Annotated in this window: 17 protein-coding genes; 11 read left to right on the top strand and 6 right to left on the bottom strand. The window is 72.2% G+C overall.

The window, feature by feature from the left end:
• Window positions 1–11: 11 nt before the first annotated feature.
• Window positions 12–362 carry an MmcQ/YjbR family DNA-binding protein gene (locus ACFQQI_RS20380; protein WP_378567964.1) on the bottom strand — a complete coding sequence of 117 codons (351 nt, stop codon included), beginning with the start codon at window positions 360–362 and terminating at the stop codon, window positions 12–14.
• A gap of 39 nt (window positions 363–401) precedes the next feature.
• On the opposite strand from ACFQQI_RS20380, the gene ACFQQI_RS20375 reads away from it, so the two are divergent.
• Window positions 402–1,091, top strand: coding sequence for an acyltransferase (locus ACFQQI_RS20375; RefSeq protein ID WP_378569044.1), 690 nt, complete (start codon window positions 402–404; stop codon window positions 1,089–1,091).
• 47 nt (window positions 1,092–1,138) lie between these two features.
• Here ACFQQI_RS20375 and ACFQQI_RS20370 read toward each other — a convergent pair whose 3' ends face one another.
• The gene (locus tag ACFQQI_RS20370) at window positions 1,139–2,416 is read right to left on the bottom strand and encodes an HNH endonuclease signature motif containing protein (protein WP_378567961.1); all 1,278 of its coding nucleotides are present in this window, start codon (window positions 2,414–2,416) and stop codon (window positions 1,139–1,141) included.
• A 179-nt stretch (window positions 2,417–2,595) separates the two neighbouring features.
• Window positions 2,596–2,937 (bottom strand): hypothetical protein, encoded by a 342-nt coding sequence (locus ACFQQI_RS20365; RefSeq protein ID WP_378567958.1) that lies wholly within the window; start codon window positions 2,935–2,937, stop codon window positions 2,596–2,598.
• A gap of 341 nt (window positions 2,938–3,278) precedes the next feature.
• Here ACFQQI_RS20365 and ACFQQI_RS20360 point away from each other — a divergent pair, with 341 nt between their 5' ends.
• Window positions 3,279–5,972, top strand: a complete 2,694-nt coding sequence (locus ACFQQI_RS20360; protein WP_378569043.1) for an ATP-binding protein — start codon at window positions 3,279–3,281, stop codon at window positions 5,970–5,972.
• Here ACFQQI_RS20360 and ACFQQI_RS20355 read toward each other — a convergent pair.
• Together ACFQQI_RS20355 and ACFQQI_RS20350 are read right to left on the bottom strand one after the other, a co-directional pair.
• Window positions 5,956–6,639, bottom strand: coding sequence for a ZIP family metal transporter (locus tag ACFQQI_RS20355; protein WP_378567955.1), 684 nt, complete (start codon window positions 6,637–6,639; stop codon window positions 5,956–5,958). The two genes, ACFQQI_RS20360 and ACFQQI_RS20355, sit on opposite strands and share 17 nt — an antisense overlap.
• Window positions 6,636–7,568, bottom strand: coding sequence for a metallophosphoesterase (locus ACFQQI_RS20350; RefSeq protein WP_378567952.1), 933 nt, complete (start codon window positions 7,566–7,568; stop codon window positions 6,636–6,638). Before ACFQQI_RS20350 ends, ACFQQI_RS20355 begins: the two co-directional genes overlap by 4 nt.
• A 29-nt stretch (window positions 7,569–7,597) precedes the next feature.
• Here ACFQQI_RS20350 and ACFQQI_RS20345 point away from each other — a divergent pair, with 29 nt between their 5' ends.
• From ACFQQI_RS20345 to ACFQQI_RS20315, 7 genes are all read left to right on the top strand, one after another.
• Window positions 7,598–8,254, top strand: a complete 657-nt coding sequence (locus tag ACFQQI_RS20345) for a class E sortase (protein WP_378567949.1) — start codon at window positions 7,598–7,600, stop codon at window positions 8,252–8,254.
• A 61-nt stretch (window positions 8,255–8,315) separates the two neighbouring features.
• Window positions 8,316–9,911 carry a malate synthase A gene (gene aceB, locus ACFQQI_RS20340; RefSeq protein WP_378567946.1) on the top strand — a complete coding sequence of 532 codons (1,596 nt, stop codon included), beginning with the start codon at window positions 8,316–8,318 and terminating at the stop codon, window positions 9,909–9,911.
• A 1-nt stretch (window position 9,912) separates the two neighbouring features.
• Window positions 9,913–11,376, top strand: coding sequence for an FAD-linked oxidase C-terminal domain-containing protein (locus tag ACFQQI_RS20335; RefSeq protein WP_378567943.1), 1,464 nt, complete (start codon window positions 9,913–9,915; stop codon window positions 11,374–11,376).
• The gene (locus ACFQQI_RS20330) at window positions 11,377–12,498 is read left to right on the top strand and encodes an FAD-binding oxidoreductase (protein ID WP_378567940.1); all 1,122 of its coding nucleotides are present in this window, start codon (window positions 11,377–11,379) and stop codon (window positions 12,496–12,498) included. It begins immediately after the preceding gene.
• Complete coding sequence (locus ACFQQI_RS20325) at window positions 12,498–13,796, top strand: (Fe-S)-binding protein (RefSeq protein ID WP_378567937.1); 1,299 nt, start codon at window positions 12,498–12,500, stop codon at window positions 13,794–13,796. The genes ACFQQI_RS20330 and ACFQQI_RS20325 overlap by 1 nt, the downstream gene beginning before the upstream one ends.
• 30 nt (window positions 13,797–13,826) lie before the next feature.
• Window positions 13,827–15,515: an L-lactate permease gene (locus ACFQQI_RS20320; RefSeq protein WP_378567934.1), complete on the top strand. Its 1,689-nt coding sequence runs from the start codon at window positions 13,827–13,829 to the stop codon at window positions 15,513–15,515.
• A gap of 37 nt (window positions 15,516–15,552) precedes the next feature.
• Complete coding sequence (locus tag ACFQQI_RS20315; protein WP_378567931.1) at window positions 15,553–16,191, top strand: response regulator transcription factor; 639 nt, start codon at window positions 15,553–15,555, stop codon at window positions 16,189–16,191.
• 14 nt (window positions 16,192–16,205) lie between these two features.
• On the opposite strand, the gene ACFQQI_RS20310 is transcribed toward ACFQQI_RS20315, so the two are convergent.
• The gene (locus ACFQQI_RS20310) at window positions 16,206–17,468 is read right to left on the bottom strand and encodes a GNAT family N-acetyltransferase (protein WP_378567928.1); all 1,263 of its coding nucleotides are present in this window, start codon (window positions 17,466–17,468) and stop codon (window positions 16,206–16,208) included.
• Window positions 17,469–17,561: 93 nt separating this feature from the next.
• Between ACFQQI_RS20310 and ACFQQI_RS20305 the strand changes: the two genes are divergently transcribed.
• Window positions 17,562–19,643 carry an acyltransferase family protein gene (locus tag ACFQQI_RS20305; protein WP_378567925.1) on the top strand — a complete coding sequence of 694 codons (2,082 nt, stop codon included), beginning with the start codon at window positions 17,562–17,564 and terminating at the stop codon, window positions 19,641–19,643.
• Window positions 19,643–20,788, top strand: a complete 1,146-nt coding sequence (locus ACFQQI_RS20300) for a hypothetical protein (RefSeq protein ID WP_378567922.1) — start codon at window positions 19,643–19,645, stop codon at window positions 20,786–20,788. Before ACFQQI_RS20305 ends, ACFQQI_RS20300 begins: the two co-directional genes overlap by 1 nt.
• Window positions 20,789–20,795 lie beyond the last annotated feature (7 nt).

Here is a 20,795-nt window from a genome sequence, read left to right as displayed (position 1 = left end):
CGCGTATCCAACTACGTCGGCAGCTCGTCGGCGCGCTCCGCGACGAGATCCGCGGGCGCGGTGAGCCGCCATGCCTCGAAGGTCAGCTCGCCGAGCTCGTCGCGCTCGACCCCCTCCAGGTGGACCACGACCCAGCCGAAGGCGCCCGCGGTGAACTGCACCTCGAAGACCTCGGGCCGCTCGGCCACCAGTGCCAGCTGCTCCGCCAGCGTCTGCTTGAGGCCGACCGTGCTGGTGCGCGGCCAGAGGTAGCCGAACGTGTGACCGGCCACCTCGTAGCGCGTCCACCGGTCGGTCGGGTGGTCGCCGACGGCAGGCAGCTGGGCGATCAGCTCGAGGAAGTCGGGGATCGCGCAGGGCACCACCGGATCATCGCAGGCGGCTACTCTCCGTCCGTGGGCATGCACACGAAGCGGCTGCTGAACCGCGGCGCTCTCGCCGGCTGGCGCTGGCTCGACCGCCTCGGCGAGATCACGCCGGGCACGCGGGCGGCCGAGGAGTTCGGCTCCTTCGGTGCCGACACCAGCATCGGCTTCCCGTCGGCGACGCTCATGGGTACGTCGTCGATCCACCTCGGGACGGGCACGCTCGTCGGGCGGCACGTGACGCTTTCGGTCGGCTACGGACCCGGCGACCCGGGCATCCCCGAGCGCGGCCTGGTCATCGGCGACCGCTGCGTGATCGGCGCGCGGTGCAGCCTGGTCGCGCACGCCTCGATCGACGTCGGCGACGACGTGTGGTTCGGCCAGGACGTCTTCGTGTGCGACGCCAGCCACGGCTACCAGGACCCGCACCTGCCGATCGGCGAGCAGTTCGGCGCCCACCAGCCGGTCCGGATCGGGTCGGGCTCATGGATCGGCCACGGCGCGATCATCCTGCCCGGCGCGACGATCGGCCGGAACGTCGTCGTCGCGGCCGGCTCGGTCGTGCGCGGCGAGGTCGCCGACCACACGGTCGTCGGCGGTGCCCCCGCCCGGTTGATCCGTCATCTGGAGCCGGGCGTCGGCTGGGTCGGCACCCGCGGCGACGTACGCCCGGTGCTGCGTGGCCACTTCGGCGGCGCCGAGGAGACGGGCTTCGCGTCGGCGTGACCCCGGGCATGGTTGTTGCCCCACCGGCGGTGCCGGTGGGGTGGGGGTCAGCGGGTTCGTCGGCGTTGGTGGGTGTGGTCGACCAGGTAGGTCCGTCCTGAGGGTGATGTCCACTCTAAGGACGTGCGGGTCAGGCGCCGATAGGTCCAGAACCCCAATGTCTTGAGTCGGTGGTGCAGGCGACACAACGGGGCGAGGTTCCACGACGTCGTCTTCCCGCCGTCAGGGTTGTCGGGGTCGAACGGGATGATGTGGTCGAGGTCGCAGCCGCGGGCGTGGCGGCCGCAGCCGGGGAACACGCAGGTGGGGCAGGTCAGGACGGCTTGGTCGCGCTGCCGCGGGGTGGGCCGGTAGGTCTCGGTGCCGATCTCGAGGTCCAGGTCGAGCACCGGCCGGACGGTGATCTTGGTGGCGGACTGGGTGCACCACTCCGCCACCTGCTCCAGGGTGGTGGCGCCGAGGCGCTCGACGTCCACGATCCCGTGTCGATCCTCGGGCGTGTAGTGGGCGTAGACCACGATCTCTTTTGTCGGGCTGGCAGCGCCGGTGCCGGTGGTGGGGGTGAGGCGGCCCAGGGCGAGGGCGCGGCGCTCATCCAGGGTGAGGTCGGGGTGCTCGTCGGCGAGCTCGCCGGCTTTGGCCTGGACGGTGGCCTCGAAGGCGAGGGCGTCGGGGTAGTCCAGCAGCCCGAAGAACGGGACCCGCCCGCCGTAGAGGTGGGCGTCGTGGAACCGCACCTGGACGTGCGGGGCGTTGTGGGGCTCCAGGCGGGTGTCCTCGGCGTGCTCGGGGTCGGCCTCGGCCGCCGCGGCCTCGACGGCCCGTTCGATCTGCGCGAACGAGCACGAGCCCAGGATCGGTGCGAGCTCGGCGTCGACCTGCGCCGCCGCCGCGGCGGTGAGGCGGTGGGTGCGGTCGGTGACCCGACGCACCTTCCACACCGGCACCTGCCCGCTGATCGTGCGGACGTAGATGTCGGGGAGCCGGTGCTTGGCCTCCACCGCCGACCCGATCAGTGCGCGGCCCTGGAAGGTGGACAGCCCGCAGGCGGCGGCGAACTCCGCGACCGCGAACTCCGCCATCTGCGGGGCACCCTCACCGGCGATGGTCAGCGGCTGGTCGCCGTACATGATCAGCACCCCGGCCTCGTCCACGATCTCATCGACCAGGTCCTCGACCGGCGCGGGATGCGCCTCCGCCCAGGCCGCCGCGAGCTCGAACCTGCGCGCCGCGGCGAGGGTCTCAGCGCGGGTGGCCTCTGCGGCAGCATCCAGCACACCGTCGAGCACGGGGGCCGACGTCGTCGTGAGCTGCTCCAGGGCCATGTCTCATTCTACATCGATTCGCACACATGTTCTATAGATTTGGCCGGGCGACGAAGGAGCACCGGAGACGTGCCGCGAGCCCGTGAGCCTGGGTCGCGGCACGTCTCCGTCACCCGTGCTGCGCTGCGGTGGCCGCAGCCAGGCCCGACCTTGGCCTCTCCGCTGAGACCCCCTGGCCTTCACTCCGCTGTGGCGGCGCAGTGGTCTGCGGCGGCCCGATGCGCCGAAGCGGTCACGTACCTGACGTAGTCGGCCTGGATTGCGGCCCACGGGTCGTACGCGGCGTGCTCACGCCGGTCATCCGCGTAGGCTGCCCGGACGGCCGCGCGGGCGACGTGGTCGCGGGCCATCTGCGCCTTGCGCATGGCAACGACCTGGCCGACGTCGATCTCGTCCACCGCTGCCGGGCGGCCTGCGCCATGGTCAGCCTTCGTGGCCTGTGCCGGAGTGGCCCACGCTCCGCCGATGCAGATCGCGGCCGCCATTGCGGTGATGAAGCTCTTGGTGTGGTTGGTGTTCATGGTCCTTCTCCTTGCCTTGGATGGACCACCACCGTCAGAGCCTCGATCTCCCTCCTTCCGGTGCCTGACAAAACCTTCCAACGCGAGCATCCTGAACGCAGGCGGTCACGTTGTGGGAGGCACAGCAGGAGGCCCCGGTGGGAGGACTTGCACGCCCGGAGCTGCCGCCGGGCGCCCAGCGCGACCTGGTCGACGCACTTCATGCCCTGCACCACGAGGCCGGCTGGCCGAGCCTGCGGACACTGGCCGGGCAGGCGGGTTGCTCGCACACGACCATCTCGGTGACCTTCTCCTCGCCCAAGCTCCCGACTTGGGGAGTACTGGAGCTGGTCGTCGAGGCGATGGGGGGTGACGTCGCCAAGTTCCACAGGTTGTGGCTGGCAGCGAGCAACCCCGCTGGACCATCAATGCAGAACCCTCCCCGGATCGCCGGTCGGGAGACCGAGCTCGCGGCGGTACGGAGACACCTCCACACGGGAACCGGCATGCTGCTGGTGATCGGTGAGGCCGGCGTCGGGAAGACCCGGCTCGTCGACACGGCCCGCGCCACCGCGGATGTCGTGGTCGCTCGCGGCGCCGGCTTGCCGCTGTCCAGCGAAGTGCCGTTCCTTCCCGTGACCGGCGTTCTCCAGGCACTGCATCGGGCTGCGCCGTTGACCGACGTCATCACGGAGTGCCCGTCGTACGTGCGGGGCACGATCGGTTCCCTTCTCCCCGAGGTCAGCATTGACGAGGCGCCCAAGGGACTGGAGACCTCGGCCCGGCCGCGGCTGTTCAGCGCGGTGCATACGGTGCTGGAGGCAGCGGTGGCACGCCGACGAATGGCGGTGTTGATCGACGACCTCCACTGGGCCGACAGCGACACGCTCGACCTGCTCGAGCACCTGCTGGGCGCCGGGATCAACGCCCCGGTGCTCGGCACGTTCCGTCTCGATGACCCCGCGATCCCTGATCCGGTGCTGGCGTGGGCCGCGCGTGTGCGGCGACTGCCGAACGTCGACACCCTGGACCTACCGCCGCTGACACGCGACGAGACCGCTGACCAGATGCGGATGCTCCCGGCACCGCATCCGCGCACTGACGAAGAAGTCGACCGCATCTACGCCCGCAGCCGGGGCCTACCGCTGTTCACCGAGCAACTCGCCGTCGACGCGAACGGTCCGATGCCCCGCCTCCTCGACGACGTGCTCGGACAGCGGGTGGCCGACCTACCGGCCGCCGAGCAGCAGGTCGCCAGCACTCTCGCCGTGGCAGACCGAGGGCTCCCGATCGACGTCCTGCTCCCCGTGAGCGGGATGGCGGCCGACGCCCTCACGCCCGCACTGCGCGGCCTTGACCGGCGCCGGCTCCTGGCCGATGGCGACGATGAGGCCGTCGCCCTGCGACACCCGTTGCTGGCCGAGGCCGTCAGGCGTCGGCTGGTCCCGGGGGAGGCGACCGAGCTGCACTGCAAGCTGGCCCTCGCGCTCGCAGCCTGCGGAGAGCCCGCAGAGGTTGCCGCCCACTGGCAGGCGGCCGGCGACGCCACGGAGGAGCTCGGCTGGCGTATCCGGGCAGCCCGGTCGGCCCAGGAACGGATCGCGGTCGAGGAGGAAGCCCGGCAATGGCGTCGCGCCCTCGAGCTGTGGGCCGATGGGGGCGACCTGGACGAGAACGCTGGGCTGCGTCGGATCGACGCCGAGATCGCCCTCGTCGACGCCCTCCTGTACTCCGGACAGATCGAGCTTGCGTGGGAAGTCATACAACCAGTGCTCGACCGCGTCGACGAGCTGCCCACGCTCGTGGCCGCGGAGGTGCTGTACCGAGCGGCCGGCTACGAGACGGAGCTCGTCGACGGCCCCGTGCCAGTCGAGCGAGCTGCGACCGCGGTAGCGCTCTTCGAAACCGCGCCTCCCGGACGGAGCCTGGTGCGCGCGCTGCTCCAGTATGCGAACTGCCTGCACCTCGCCGGCCGGGCCGCCGAGGTGCGGGACGTCGACCGGCGCCGCGTGGCCGTGTGTCGGTCGATCGACGACCCGATGGAGCTTCGCCGGGCGCTGACGGTACAGGCGATCCACCTGGCCGACCGCGGATCGCTGAGTGAGATCCGCGAGCTCCTCGACGAAGCCCACCGCATCGTGCCGTCCCCGCCCGATCCGATCGGCGACACGTGGCTCGGTGGGATCGAGACCGACCTCGTCCTCAAGTTCGGCGGCGGGACGACGGCCCTGGTCGCAGCCGGTCGCGACGCGCTCGCCGCGGCCGACGAGTGGGCACTCGATACCTACGTCGCGGCCGCGGTCCGGTACAACATCGCCCTCGGCTGGCTGCGCGCCGGCCACCTGGTGGAGGCCGCGGCGATGGTCGACGGCAGAACCCAGGGACCGCCGACCCACGACAAGACGCCCCTCCACGAGGTCCGGGTCGCGCTCGACGCCGTCCGCGGCAGACGGGAGGAGGCCGCCCAAAGGCTGAGCGCCGTGATGTCCCAGATCGGCGCGGCGAGGCTCGACCCAGAGTTCAATGCCGTCGTGACAGAGTGCGAGCTCTGGTCGGGACGCGCTCACGATGCCTACGACCGACTGAGCGAGTCGCTCCAGTCCGAGAGTGGTCGCGTCCACGCGATCATGGCCGGCGAATGCCAGGTCCTCGCGGTCCGGGCGGCCGCGGACCTCGCGGAGGAAGACCCAGCGCGACGCGCCACGCTGCGCCGCCGTGTGACAGACCTCCTCGACCGCGACGACCCCACCGACGTCGCGAGCCAGGCGCAGCAGGCGTACCGGTGCGCGAGGGCCGCCGAGCTCTCCCGCCTCGCGGGTGATCCACGTGTCGATCTGTGGGCCTCGGCGGCTCGGGAGTGGAGCCGGATCGGGCGGCCGTTCGACGCGGCGTACTGCAGTTGGCGCGGCGCTCAGGTCGCTCTCCTGACCGGACAAGGCTCAGTCGCGCTGCGCCTGCTGCGCCGCGCCGCCCGTGAAGCCCGCGACCATGTGCCACTCTCCGCAGCCATCGCCGAGACCGCAGCAAGAGGCCACAGCTCTACTGCAGCGCGCTGAGCACGCCCGCAGTGAGGAACCCGAGGACGGTGAGCAGGCCGGCGACGCGACCGGCGCGCTCGTAGGACTCCGGCACCATCGAGTCCGCCAGCATGGTGAGGACCGCGCCGCCGGCGAAGGCGCTGGCGAGCTCGCCCGCCCGGGCCACCTGGTCGGCGACGAGGAAGCCCGCCAGTGAGGCGAGGCCGCAGACGACGGTCAGCGAGGTCCACATCAGGGTGACCCGCCGCTCGGAGACGCCGGCGCGGCGGAGGTCGACGGTGCCGGCGAGTCCTTCGGGGATGTTGGAGAGCAGCACCGCGGCGAGGAACGCCACGCTGATCGAGCCTCCGAGGGCGAGGCCGAGCCCGAGGATGAACGACTCCGGGATGCCGTCGAGGAGAGCACCGAGGAACAGCGCGGTCCCCGACCCGCCGCCGCGGTCGACCAGCCTGGCGCCGGCGTAGTAGACGAGGGCGCCGAGGAGGAACGCGGCACCGACCTCCCAGCCGAGCTGGAGGTTGGACTCCGGGATCAGCTCGTAGCCGATCGCGCTGATCAGGGTGCCGGAGCCGAACGCCATCATCAGTCCGACCGTGCGCGACGACCTTCCCAGTGGCGACGCCAGCAGCTGGCCGACGAGGAGCGAGCCCCCGCCGAGCAGTCCCCACAGGAGTGCCTCGGTCACACCTGCCCCGGCACCTCGATCTCGCCGGTGTAGATCGGCGAGTCCTTCCGGGAGAGCAGCTCGCGCCGCTCCTCGGGCGTCATCGCCTCGACCTGCGCGCGCACGTCGGACGGGAAGCCGCTGACCTCCGGCGCCTCGTCGACCGGCACGACCGTGTGCACGATCCGGTCGTCGTACACATGCACCATCGTCATCGCCTGGTGGCCGTCGACGCCGGAGACGAAGCGCTCCAGTGGCGCCGGGTCGGAGGTGTAGCAGGTCGCGGACGCGACGGAGACGGGGATGCCGGCGAAGGTGGAGTACGTCGAGTAGTGGAAGTGCCCACCGAGGATGCAGCGCACGTCGGTGCCCCGGACGACCTCGGCGAGCCGCTCCTGCTCGATTAGCTCGATGACCTCGGCCGCCGGCATCATCGGGATCGGGATCGGCGGGTGGTGCAGGGCGAGCAGCGTGCCGTACGGCGCGGGTGTAGCGAGCACGTCGGCGAGCCAGGCCAGCTGCGAGTCGCGGAGCTCGCCGTGGTGGTAGCCGGGGACGCTCGTGTCGAGCGCGACGACCCGCAGCCCGGCGACGTCGTGCACGCGGTCCTGGGTGGCGTCGGACTCCTCGCCGAACAGGCCGACGGAGTACGCCGCGCGCTCGTCGTGGTTGCCCATCACCCACACGACCTGCGCGCCCATGTCGACGGCGGCGGGCTCGACGATCTTCCGCAGGCGGGCGTACGCCTCCGGCTCCGCCTTGTCGGCGAGGTCGCCCGTGAACACCAGCACCTGCGGCGCGGGGTCGAGCCGCGCGAGCCGCGCGAGCGCGAGCCGCAGGCCCTCGTCGGGGTCCACCACGCCGTACTGGCGGGCGCCGCCGGCCAGCAGGTGGGGATCGCTGAGGTGGGCGACGACATGGCCGGGCGCGGGGTACTGGCCGAACTGCACGACTGCACGCTACCGGGCAGACTGGCCGGGTGACCGAACCTCGACGACGGCGGAAGCTGTTGTGGGCCGGGCTCGCGCTCATCGTCGCCGGGGTCGCCGTGCTCGCCTACGTCGGCTGGGAGCTCTACGGCACGACCTGGGTCGCGAAGCGCGAGCAGGAGCGCATCGTCAAGGAGACCGAGCAGGCGTGGGAGTCCGGCCAGGGCTCGGCGTCCGGGTTCCCGGAGGACGTGGTCGCGCTGATCCGCATCCCCGTGTTCGGCGAGGAGTACGTCGTGCCCGCGCACGTGGGGACCGACGACGACACGCTCGCCCGCGGCTTCGGGATCTTCGAGGCGGCGGCCGGCCCCGGGGCGGTCGGGAACTTCGCGGTCTCCGGCCACCGGATCACCCACGGCGAGCCGCTGCGGAACATGCCCGAGCTCGAGGCCGGCGACGAGATCGTCGTCGAGACCCGGCGCACGACGTACACCTACGAGCTCGTCACCGACGGCGACGCGCTCTCCGTCGGCTTCGACGAGGGATGGGTCGTCGAGCCCGACCCGACCGACCCCGAGACCGGGGAGCAGGTCTCCGAGGTCGCAGGCTCCAGGCGCCTGATCACGCTGGTGACCTGCGCCGAGCTGTTCCACACCGACGACCGCCTGGTGGCCTTCGGACGCCTGGTCTCGAGGGCGCCCCGATAGCAGATCCGGCGCCGCAGGGCGACCGTTGCGATCGCCGTCACACCATGCCTACGGTGCCGGGATGAGCGTGCCGAGCGGCGTGGAGATCACGGGCCCCATGGATGACCGGTACGACGAGATCCTCAGCCGCGAGGCGCTCGAGCTGGTCGCGCGGCTGCACCGGGAGCTCGACGGGCGCCGCCAGGAGCTGCTGGCCCGGCGCGGTGAGCGGGTTCGGCAGATCGCGGACGGCGGCACGCTCGACTTCCTGGAGGAGACGCGAGCGATCCGCGAGGACGACGGCTGGCGGGTCGCCGAGCCGGCGCCCGGCCTGGTCGACCGGCGCGTCGAGATCACCGGCCCGACCGACCGCAAGATGACGATCAACGCCCTCAACTCCGGCGCCAAGGTGTGGCTCGCCGACCACGAGGACGCCAACACGCCGCTGTGGGAGAACGTCGTCGGCGGCCAGCTCAACCTGCTCGACTCGATCACGGGCAACATCGACTTCACCAGCCCCGAGGGCAAGGACTACAAGCTCGGGGACGGTGACCTCGCGACGATTGTCGTACGCCCGCGCGGCTGGCACCTCCCCGAGAAGCACGTGCTGGTCGACGGCCAGCCGACCAGCGGCGGGCTCGTGGACTTCGCGCTCTACCTGACCGCGTGCGGCCGGCGTCAGATCGACCGCGGCCAGGGGCCGTACTTCTACCTGCCCAAGATGGAGTCCCACCTCGAGGCGCGGCTGTGGAACGACGCGTTCCTGATCGGCCAGGAGCACCTCGGCATCCCGCGCGGCACCATCCGCGCGACCGTGCTGATCGAGACCTACCCTGCGGCGTTCGAGATGGAGGAGATCCTCTACGAGCTGCGCGAGCACTCGGCCGGCCTGAACGCCGGGCGCTGGGACTACATGTTCAGCGTCATCAAGTGCTTCCGCACCCGCGGCCGCGACTACCTGCTGCCCGACCGCAACTCGGTGACGATGACCGTGCCGTTCATGCGGGCCTACACCGAGCTGCTCGTGCGCACCTGCCACATGCGCGGGGCGCACGCGATCGGCGGCATGGCGGCGTTCATCCCGAGCAGGGACGAGGAGCAGAACGCCTTCGCGTTCAAGAAGCTCACCGAGGACAAGACCCGCGAGGCGGGCGACGGGTTCGACGGGTCGTGGGTGGCCCACCCCGGCATGGTCGAGGCCTGCCGGGAGGCCTTCGACAAGGTGCTCGGCGACAAGCCAAACCAGCGCGACCGCCTGCGCGAGGAGGTCGAGGTCACCGCCGACGACCTGCTCGACGTGAAGTCGACGCCGGGCGAGATCACCGAGCAGGGGCTGCGCAACAACGTCGCGGTCGGCCTGCGCTACCTGGAGTCCTGGCTGCGCGGGTCCGGTGCCGTCGGCATCTTCGGGCTGATGGAGGACGCCGCCACCGCGGAGATCTCCCGCAGCCAGGTCTGGCAGTGGCTGCACAACGGCGTCGACCTCGCCGACGGCACGCCCGTCACGCGCGAGCTGGTCGAGTCGATGATCGAGGAGGAGCTCGCCAGGGCGCGCGAGGAGACCGGTGACGGCGAGGGGCGCCGTTGGGACGACGCCCGCGCCCTCTACGAGGAGAGCGCCCTGGGCGACGACTACGCGGCGTTCCTGACGCTCCCGGCCTACGAGCGGATGCCGTGACGTGACGGCTGCGGTCGAGGCGGTGACCCGGCGGGCCCGGGAGGTCGTGCCGGAGCCCGGCGTCATCACCGACCCCGCTCGGCTGCGCACCTACGAGTGCGACGGCCTGACGCACTACCGCGTCGTCCCCGCGCTCGTCGTGATCCCCGAGGACGCCGAGCAGCTCGCCGCCGTCGTCCGCGCGTGCGCCGAGCACCAGGTGCCGTTCGTGGCGCGCGGATCGGGTACCGGCCTGTCCGGGGGCGCACTGCCACACGCGGAAGGGGTGCTGGTCGTGACGTCGACGATGCGGGCGATCGACGCGGTACGCCGCGACGACCAGCGCGCCGTCGTCGAGCCCGGGGTCATCAACCTCGACGTCACGAAGGCGGCGACGCCGTACGGCTACTACTACGCGCCCGACCCCTCCAGCCAGCAGATCTGCTCGATCGGCGGCAACGTGGCCGAGAACTCCGGCGGCGCGCACTGCCTGAAGTACGGCTTCACCACCAACCACGTGCTCGGCGCCGACTTCGTCACCGCGCAGGGCGATCGCGTGCGGCTCGGGGGAGCGGCGCCCGACAGCCCGGGCTACGACCTGCTCGGCGCGGTGATCGGCTCGGAGGGCACGCTCGGGGTCGTCACGTCGGTGACGCTGCGGCTGGTGCGCCTGCCCGAGGAGGTGCGCACGATGCTGGTCGGCTTCGACTCCACCGACCACGCCGGCGCCGCCGTCTCGGCCATCATCGCGGCCGGCATCGTGCCCGCCGCCATCGAGATGATGGACGCGCTCGCGATCGAGGCCGCCGAGGAGGCCGTCCACTGCAACTACCCCGACGCTGCGGGCGCGGTGCTCGTGATCGAGCTCGACGGGCCGACCGTCGAGGTCGAGGCGGAGTACATCGAGGTGGAGCGCCTGTGCCGGGAGGCTGGCGCCTTCGAGCAGCGGGTCGCCACCGACGCCGTCGACCGAGCCCTGATCTGGAAGGGACGCAAGTCGGCGTTCGCCGCCGTCGGCCGGATCAGCCCCGACTACATCGTCCAGGACGGCGTCATCCCGCGCACCGCGCTGCCCGAGGTCCTCGCCGCGATCGCCGACCTCTCGGCGTCCTCGGGGGTGCGGGTCGCGAACGTCTTCCACGCCGGCGACGGCAACCTGCACCCGCTCGTGCTCTTCGACGAGTCGAAGGAGGGGGAGGGCGACGCGGCCGAGGAGGTCAGCGGCGCGATCCTCGACCTCTGCATCACCCACGGCGGCTCGATCACCGGCGAGCACGGCGTCGGCACCGACAAGGCGCGCTACATGCCGAAGATGTACGACGAGGCCGACCTCGACACCATGCAGCTGGTGCGCTGCGCCTTCGACCCGCAGTCGATCGCGAACCCCGGCAAGGTCTTCCCGACCCCGCGCCTGTGCGGGGAGGTGCCCGGCCGGAGGTCGGGTGTCCATCCCGCGCAGGAGGCAGGGCTGGCGGAGGTGTTCTGAGTGCCGGTGGTCAGCCCGGGCAGCACCGAGGAGGTCGCCGAGACCATGCGCGACGCCGCGGCCCGCAACCTGACCGTCGTCCCCACGGGTCGCGGCACCAAGCTCACCTGGGGCCTGCCCGTCGAGCCCGACCTGTACGTCGACCTCAGCGGCATGGACAAGGTGCTCGACCACCAGGCCGGCGACCTGATCGTCGAGGCCCAGGCCGGCGTCCCGCTCGCGGCCCTCCAGCAGGCCGTCGCCGGCGCCGGCCAGCGGCTGCTCGTCGACGAGACGGTGCCCGGCACCACGGTCGGCGGCATGATCGCCACCAACGCGTCGGGCCCGCGCCGCCTGGTCGCCGGCACCACGCGGGACCTGCTGATCGGCATCACCGTGGTGCGCGCCGACGGCGTGGTCGCCAAGGCGGGCGGCCGCGTCGTCAAGAACGTCGCCGGCTACGACCTGGGCAAGCTGATGGTCGGCTCGTTCGGCACGCTCGCCGTCGTCACCGAGGCGGTCTTCCGCCTGCACCCCGTGCCGGAGGCGCGCCGCTGGGTCCGGGTCGACGTCGACAGCGCCGATCGGGCCCACGAGCTCACGCAGGCCGTCGTGCACTCCCAGCTGGTGCCGGCCGCGGTCGAGGTCGAGTGGCCGGCCGATGGCACTGGCGCCCTGGTCGTCGAGATCGCCGGGCGCACCGACGGCGTGGCCCGGCGCGTCGCGGGGCTCGAGGAGGTCCTCGGCGGCGCCACCGTCACCGACGAGGAGCCCGCCACCTGGTCGTCGTACCCCTGGTCGCCCGGCACCACCGGCCTCAAGCTCTCGTGCGTCCTCTCGGGGGTGCGCGACGTGCTCGCCGGGGCCCGCGAGGTCGGCGCGCACGTGCGGGGATCCAGCGGCGCCGGGGTCCTGTACGCCGCGCTCCCCGAGGCCGGTGCCGTCCCCGCTGCCGTGGCCCGGCTGCGGGAGGTCTGCGCCCGCCACGAGGGCACGGTCGTCGTCGTGGACGCGCCGCCCGAGGTGAAGCAGGCCGTCGACGTCTGGGGGCCGGTGCAGGGCCTCGACCTGATGCGCCGCGTCAAGGACCAGTTCGACTCCGACCACCGGCTCTCGCCGGGCCGATTCGTGGGAGGCATCTGATGGTCGCCGATCGCACCGACGCCCGCGGCCCCGACCCGGAGCTGATTGACGACTGCGTGCACTGCGGGTTCTGCCTGCCGACCTGCCCGACGTACGTGCTCTGGGGCGAGGAGATGGACTCGCCCCGCGGGCGCATCCACCTGATGCAGCAGGCGAACGAGTCCGGCACCGTGACCGACGCGATGGCGCAGCACTGGGACGCGTGCCTCGGCTGCATGGCCTGCGTCACCGCCTGCCCGTCGGGCGTGCAGTACGACCGGCTCATCGAGCAGACCCGTTCGCTGGTCGAGCAGGAGCACGAGCGGCCGCGGAGCGAGCGGGCGCTGCGCGAGCTGATCTTCGCGACGTTCCCCTACCCCCGGCGGCTCCGGATGCTGCGCGGCCCGCTCCGGGTCGCGCAGCGCACGGGCCTGGACCGGGCGCTGCGCCGCACCGGCCTGCTCGACCGGCTCGCCCCGTCCCTGGCCGCCATGGAGCGCCTCGCACCCCAGGTGGGCAAGGTCGAGCGGCTGCCCGAGCGCGCCCCGGCCACCGGCGAGCGGCGCGCGGTGGTGGGCCTGCTCACCGGCTGCGTGCAGGGCGCGTTCTTCCCGGGCGTGAACGCCGCCACCGTCCGCGTCCTCCAGGCCGAGGGCTGCGAGGTCGTCGTCCCGCGCGGCCAGGGCTGCTGCGGTGCGCTGTCGGTGCACAACGGCCGCGACGACGAGGCGCGCTCCTTCGCCCGCGCGATCGTCGAGACCTTCGAGCGCGCGGGCGTCGAGCACGTGGTCGTCAACGCCGCCGGCTGCGGCTCCTCCATGAAGGAGTACGCCGAGCTGCTGGCCGGCGACCCGGCGTACGCCGGCCGCGCGCAGGTCTTCGCCGCCCGGGTGCGCGACGTCACCGAGCTCCTCGACGAGCTCGGCCCGGTCGGCCCGCGCCACCCGGTCGAGGCGGTCGTGGCCTACCACGACGCGTGCCACCTCGCCCACGCGCAGGGCGTGCGGATGCAGCCGCGCCGGCTGCTCGAGGCGATCCCCGGCCTGGAGCTGCGGGAGATCCCCGAGCCCGAGCTGTGCTGCGGCTCGGCCGGCGTCTACAACCTGCTCAACCCCGAGCCGGCTCGCGAGCTCGGCGACCGCAAGGCCGCCAACATCGCCGCGACCGGCGCCGACGTGCTCGTGACGGCGAACCCCGGCTGCCTGATGCAGGTCGCCGCCGCCCTCGAGCGGCACGCCAGATCGGGGGCGGGCCGCCCGATGCGGCTCGCCCACACCGTGGAGGTGCTCGACGCCTCCATCCAGGGCACACCGCTCTGAACCTCACCTCACCTCTCGGGAAGTGTTGTCATGTTCCAGCAGAACCTCGACCCTGTCGGCGACTCGCTGGCGCTCAGTGCACTGTGCGGCGCGCTGCCGCTCGTCGCCCTGTTCGTCCTCCTCGGCGGGCTACGGCTGCGCGCGTGGGTGGCCGGCCTGATCTCCCTGCTCGTGGCCCTCCTGGTCGCGGTCGTGCTCTTCGAGATGCCGGTCGGGCAGGCCCTGCTCGCCGGCACCGAGGGCGCGGCGTTCGGCTTCTTCCCGATCATGTGGATCGTCATCAACGCGATCTGGGTCTACAACCTCACCGTCGCGACCGGGCACTTCGACGTGCTGCGGCGCTCCTTCGAGAAGGTGAGTGCCGACCAGCGGATCCAGGCGATCATCATCGCGTTCTGCTTCGGCGCCCTCCTGGAGGCGCTCGCCGGGTTCGGCACCCCGGTCGCGATCACCGTGGTGATGCTGATGGCACTGGGCTTCGAGCCGTTGAAGGCAGCGGCGGTCGCGCTGATCGCCAACACCGCGCCGGTCGCCTTCGGCGCGCTCGCCACCCCGATCACCACGCTGGCGACCGTCACGTCGGGCGCCAGCGACGACTCGCGGATGACCGTCGAGACCTTGGGCGCGATGGTGGGCCGGCAGACGCCGATCCTCGCCGTCGTCGTGCCGCTGATCCTCGTGCTCGTCGTCGACGGCCGGCGTGGTCTGCGGAACGCCTGGCTGCCCGCGCTCGTCTGCGGCGCCGCCTTCGGCTTCGCACAGTTCGTCGCCGCCAACTACATCTCGGTGCCGCTCGCGGACATCGTCGCCGCGCTGGTCTCGGCCGCCGCGGTGGTCCTGCTGCTCCAGGTCTGGTCGCCGGGCGAGGAGCTGCCGGCCGAGCCGCCGGCCACGACCGGGACGGGCCCGGCGGGCGATGCCGGCGCGGGCCCGCGGGGCGGCGTCGCGACCGCCGCGCCCCAGATCGCCGACACCCGGACCGAGGTGATCAAGGCCTACGCGCCGTACGCCGTCATCATCGCGATCTTCTCGATCACCAACATCACGGCGGTCAAGGAGGCGCTCGCCGAGGAGCCCTGGACGCGTGCGTTCGAGTGGCCGGGCCTCGACGTGCTCAGCCCGTCGGGCGAGGTGGTCACCACGACGACCTTCAACCTCAACTGGCTGCCGGCCGCCGGCACGCTGATGATCATCGCCGGGCTGTTCACCTGCCTGATCCTGAGGATCGGGCCCGCGACCGCGCTGCGCACCTATGGCAGGACGTACGTCGAGCTGCGCTCAGCGATCGTCACCGTGATGGCCGTCCTGGCGCTGGCCTACGTCATGAACCTGTCCGGGCAGACCACCTCGCTCGCCACCTGGCTCGCGGGCGCCGGCGGCGCCTTCGCGCTGCTCTCGCCGATCCTCGGCTGGATCGGCGTCGCCGTCACCGGGTCGGACACCTCGTCCAACGCGCTCTTCGGCGCCCTCCAGGTGCAGACCGCGTCGGAGGCGGGGCTCGACCCGCTGCTGATGGCGGCGGCCAACTCCTCGGGCGGTGTGCTGGGCAAGATGGTCAGCCCGCAGAACCTCGCGATCGCGGCGGCCGCCGTCGGCATGGCCGGACGCGAGGGCGACATCTTCCGCAAGGTGCTCGGCTGGAGCCTGGTGATGCTGGTGTTCATGTGCCTGATCGTCGGGCTGCAGGCCACGCCGGTGCTCGACTGGATGGTGCCCTGACGTTCGTGGGGCGCCGCGACCGGGTACCGATCCCTTCATGCCCGCAGACGACCCGACCCGGCCCGTCCGGGTGGCGCTGTCCAACGACTACGAGATCGCGCTCCTCGGCCTCGCACAGATGCTCGCCCGCTACTCCGAGCAGGTGCAGGTCGTCGACATCACCACGAATCCCGACTTCGTCCAGCACCACCCCGATGTGATCCTCTTCGACACGTTCGGGCGGCTGCCCGACGACGACCGGAAGCTGCGCCGGATCGTCGCCGACAACCGGGCGAAGGTCGTGGTCTACAGCTGGGACGACTACCCCGAGGAAGCAGCGCTCCGGCTCGGGGCTGCGGGCTACCTGCACAAGAGCCTGACGGCCCCGGAGCTGGTCGCCGGGATCCTCGCCATCCACGGCAGCGACCACCCCCGACCGCCCGTCGACGGGAGCGAGCCCATCCACATGTGGCCGGGTCAGCACCTCGGCCTCTCGCAGCGGGAGGCGGAGATGCTGTCGTTCATCACCCGCGGGCTCAGCAACGACGAGATCGCGCGACGCTCCTACCTGAGCGTCAACACCGTGAAGACCTACATCCGCACGGCGTACGCCAAGATCGGCGTCCGCAACCGCGCCCAGGCCGTGGCGTGGGGCTTCCGGCACGGGTTCGACTCGAGCGACGACACCGGGATCTGACGCGCAGGCCGGCGTCAGAAGCCGACCGCGGCCGCCGGGGCGACGTCGGCGCGCAGCGCGTGCCAGAGCTCGCGGGCCGCGCCGGACCGCTGCTCGGAGACCACGCCGGCGCGGGCCATGCCGAGCAGGTTGGTGCCGCCGAGGTACGCCGCACCGAGCGCCTCGACCGGGAGCCGCAGGTCGGCGTCGGCGTCGGTCCTCTCGATCGTGGCCGCGCCGGAGGCATCGGCGTGGATGCGCCACCGCCCCTCGTTCCAGGGCGCCGACCGGTCGGCCACGTCGACGACGACGTCGCACGGTGCGCTCCAGGTGCGGTCGGCCAGCGCCTCCGGCAGGTCGACGAGCCGCACCCACAGGCTGTCGTAGGTCTCGACGGCGGAGGTCGAGCGCGGGCCGCCGGCCCACGTCAGGATCGGGTCCTCGCTGCCGATCGAGCCGATCCTGACGTTCCCGACCAGGTCGAAGTCGACCAGCCGGCGCAGCAGCGCCAACCGGGCGGCCGGCTCGCCGACGAGCGTCCAGACCCGCAGGTCGCCGGCCGGGCGGGCGTGCTCCCACTTGTGCTCGCGCCGGAACATCGCGAACCCGACGTCGCGGCCGTCGCGTCGGGCGAAGAGCACGCGCCACGGCTCCTTGTCGCGGTTCTGCTCGGGCAGCAGCACGCAGAGCCGCTCGTAGTACTCGAGCGCGCCGACGACCGATCCGGCCTCGACGACCGCGTGGTGGCAGTCGTGCATGCGCTGCGCCACGTCGGGGTCGGTGGTCGTCGACATCCGGGTCGTCACCGCACCGGCGGCGTCGTCGAGGTCGCGCGCCGTCAGCGTGGCGCCCCGGGAGAGGGTGACCTCGAGCTCGAGGGACGCCAGGCCGTAGCCGTGCCGACCGTAGATCGCCGGCTCGCTGGCGTGCAGGGCCGAGACGTGGGTGCCCGGCTCGGCGTGCACCTGCTCGAAGTGGTGCCGCAGCATCGCGGTGAGCACGCCCCGCCGGCGGTGGTCGGGGTGCACCCCGACCCAGGTCAGGCCGGCGCACGGCACCTGGTGCGGCTCGCCCGCGGGCCCGGGCAGGGCGAGCCGCATCGGGAACACGCCGTAGATGCCGGGGTACGTCGCCTCGTCCGCGCCCTCGACCTCGGCGGCGAAGCGCTGGTCGGCCGGCAGACCGGTGAGCATCAGCTCGGTCGGGTGCTGCGGCAGCACCTCCTGGAACCACACGGTGTCGTCGCTCGCGCGGTAGCGGTCGGCGTCGGTCGCCACGCCCACCCTGATGTCGGTCATGTCCTCAGCCAAGCGCGGTGTGTCGTGCGCCTCAACCGGTTTAACCATGCGGGTTTGGTCGCACGCCGTGACGCGCGGCTACGGTTGCTGCCCGTGTGGGAATACCGGCCGCAGCTCGACGGACTGCGCTTCGTCGCCGTCATGCTGGTGCTCGCCTTCCACGCCGGCATGGGGTCGGTGAGCGGCGGCTTCATCGGCGTCGACCTCTTCTTCGTGCTGTCGGGCTTCCTCGTCACCAACGTGATCCTCAGCGAGGTCGACCGCACCGGGTCGTTCTCGATCGGCTCCTTCTACGGCCGGCGCGTGCGCCGCCTGCTGCCGGCCGCGGTGCTCGCGATCACCGTCACCTGCGTGCTCGCGGTGCTCGTGACCCCGGAGGCGAGCCGGCTCGGGATGGTCTCCGACGCCCGCGCCGCGCTGCTCTACTACTCGAACTGGCAGTTCATCGCCGACGCGAACGACTACTTCGGCGACGGGATCTCGGGCTCACCTTTCCTGCACTACTGGTCGCTCTCGATCGAGGAGCAGTACTACATCGTCTACCCGCTCGTCGTGCTGCTGGTGCTGACGAAGGCCAGGCAGTCAGAGCGGCGCCTCGGCGTCCTGCTCGCCGCGCTGGCGGTGGTGTCGGTCGCGCTGCAGGTCATTCATGCGGCGAGCGACGTCAACTACGCCTACTACGCATCCCAGACCCGCATCTACCAGCCGCTGGCCGGGTGCGTGCTGGCGATCGTGCTGCGCGAGCTCGGCCGGCGGGGCGTGACGGAGAGCCGGGTCGCGGGCGCGCTTGCCGCCACGCTCGGCGTCTTCGGTGTCGTCCTGCTCTCGTCGGCGTGGATCGACGTCAGCGAGAGCAACCGCGGGCTGCTGTGCACCGTCGCCGCGATGGCCGCCGTCGGTGGCGTCTGCCTCGCGCCGCTCACCCCGGTGAGCCGGATGCTGTCGTGGTCGGTGCCGCGCTACCTCGGCCAGATCTCCTACGGCACCTACCTCTGGCACTGGCCGGTCATCCTCCTGATCGGGCAGCTCTTCGACGTCCGTCCGCTGGTGCTCGCCCTGATGGCCACGGCCGTCGCGACCGGGCTGGCCGCGCTGTCCTTCCAGGTCTTCGAGACCCCGATCCGGCGCAGCCGGAGCCTGGCGCGTACGCCGTGGCCGGTGGTGGTCACCGGCCTGGCCGCGAGCGTCCTCGTGGCGGCCGTCGTCGTGCCCGCGGTGCTCGAGAGCGACCGGCGGCCCGTGGTCGTCGCATCAGGTCCCGGACCGGCCGTCGGCGTACCCGACCGGGGCACCGGGAAGGACGAGATCTCCGCGGCGCTGGCCGACCTCGACCAGCCGGTGCCGGACGACATCGACTTCCGCGAGCTGGCGAAGGACGAGGGCGAGACCGGCCCGCAGTGTGCCGACGGCACCCCGGAGTCGTGCCTGGTCGTCGACGGCGACGGACCGCACGTCGTGCTCATCGGCGACAGCCATGCCGCGATGCTCGCGACCGCGCTGCACAGGCTGGCCGAGGACAAGGGCTTCCGGCTCTCGACGAGCATCCTCAACAACTGCCCGTGGCAGGACGGCATCCGCATCACCCGCGTCGGCCAGGAGCGGCAGGAGGAGTGCTCGGAGATGCGCTCGCAGTTCTACGACGAGATCCTCCCCGAGATGGACGCCGACGTGGTCGTGACCGTCGGCAAGGCGCGCAGCGACGGCCACTGGGTGCGTCAGGTCGAGGCGACCGACGCCGACTCGCACCCGGGCGAGACGTTCGAGCAGATGCTGCTGCGCAAGTCCGAGGAGTCGATCCAGAAGATCCGGGACGCCGGCGCTCGCGTGCTGCTGATGCACAGCATCTTCGGCACCGGCGGCTACGACACCGGGGGACCGGAGCCGCTCGACTGCCTATCGGTGGCGAAGATCCAGGCCGACTGCGCCGTCGTACCGCCTGCGACCCGGCCGCCGATCGACAGCTTCTACGACTTCTTCACCACGACGATGCCCGACGTCCACAGCGCCGAGATCCGCGACGCCTACTGCCCCGGGCAGGTGCTCTGCGCGCCGATCGTCGACGGTGAGGTCACCTGGCACGACGAGGACCACCTGTCGACGGGCATGGTGCTCTCGATCCGTCGGCAGATCTGGGAGCAGATGCAGGAGTCCGGCGCGTTCGACGGGCTGGGCTGATGCGTGCCCTGACAGTGCTCGCCTGTGTCGCGCTCCAGGTCGTGCTCGCGGCGCCCGCCGTGCCGGCGGTGGCGGCCGAGGACGCGCCGCGCACCTTGCGGGTCGGGCCGGGCAGGCCGCTCGCGACGCCCAGCGCTGCGGCGGCGGTGGCCCGCGACGGCGACGTGGTGCTGATCGATGCCGGGACCTACACCGGCGACGTCGCGACGTGGACCCAGGACGACCTCACCCTGCGCGGCGTCGGCGGGCGCGCACACCTGCGGGCCGACGGCAGGAGCGCCCAGGGCAAGGCGATCTGGGTCATCGCGGGGGACCGCACGACCGTCGACCGCATCGAGTTCAGCGGCGCGAAGGTGCCGGACCGCAACGGCGCCGGCATCCGTCAGGAGGGTGCCGACCTCACGGTGATCCGCAGCTGGTTCCACCACAACCAGAACGGGATCCTCACCGGCGCCAACGCCGACAGCGACATCGTGATCCGGAGCTCCCGGTTCTTCCGCAGTGGCGCCGGCGACGGCTACACACACAACCTCTACATCGGCGAGGTCCGCTCGCTGCGCATCACCGGCAGCCACCTGTGGGGCGCCGACGTCGGCCACGAGCTCAAGTCGCGGGCCGCGCGCAACACGATCGTCGGCAACCGGATCGACGACGGCGACGCCACCGCCAGCTACTCGATCGACCTGCCCGACGGCGGCCGCTCGCTCGTCGCCGGCAACGTCGTCATCCAGGGCCCGCGCTCGGAGAACTCGACCCTGCTGTCGTACGGCGCCGAGGGGCTGGCGCGCGACTCCCGCACGCTGTGGGTCGTCAACAATACCTTCGTGAACCGTCGCTCCGCGGGCACGTTCGTCGGCCTCGCGCCGGGCAGCCGCGCCCACCTCCGCAACAACCTCCTGGTCGGGCCGGGCGACCTGACCGACGCCGCAGCGGTCGACGCGAGGGCCAACCGCCGCGTCGGGTTGCGGGGGTTCGTCGACCCCGCGCGCGACGACTTCCGGCTGCGCGCGTCGTCCCCGGCGATCGACCGCGGCGTACGGGTGCCGCGGCGCTGGCAGGCGCGCTGGGAGTACGTCCATCCCACGCGACAGGTACGCCGCCCGGTCGTCGGCCGCATCGACCTCGGAGCGCACGAGCGGCGCTGAGACCCCC

This window comes from Nocardioides sp. GCM10030259, from assembly GCF_042666375.1.
GTDB lineage: Bacteria > Actinomycetota > Actinomycetes > Propionibacteriales > Nocardioidaceae > Nocardioides.
This window is presented reverse-complemented; position numbering and strand designations above follow the sequence as displayed.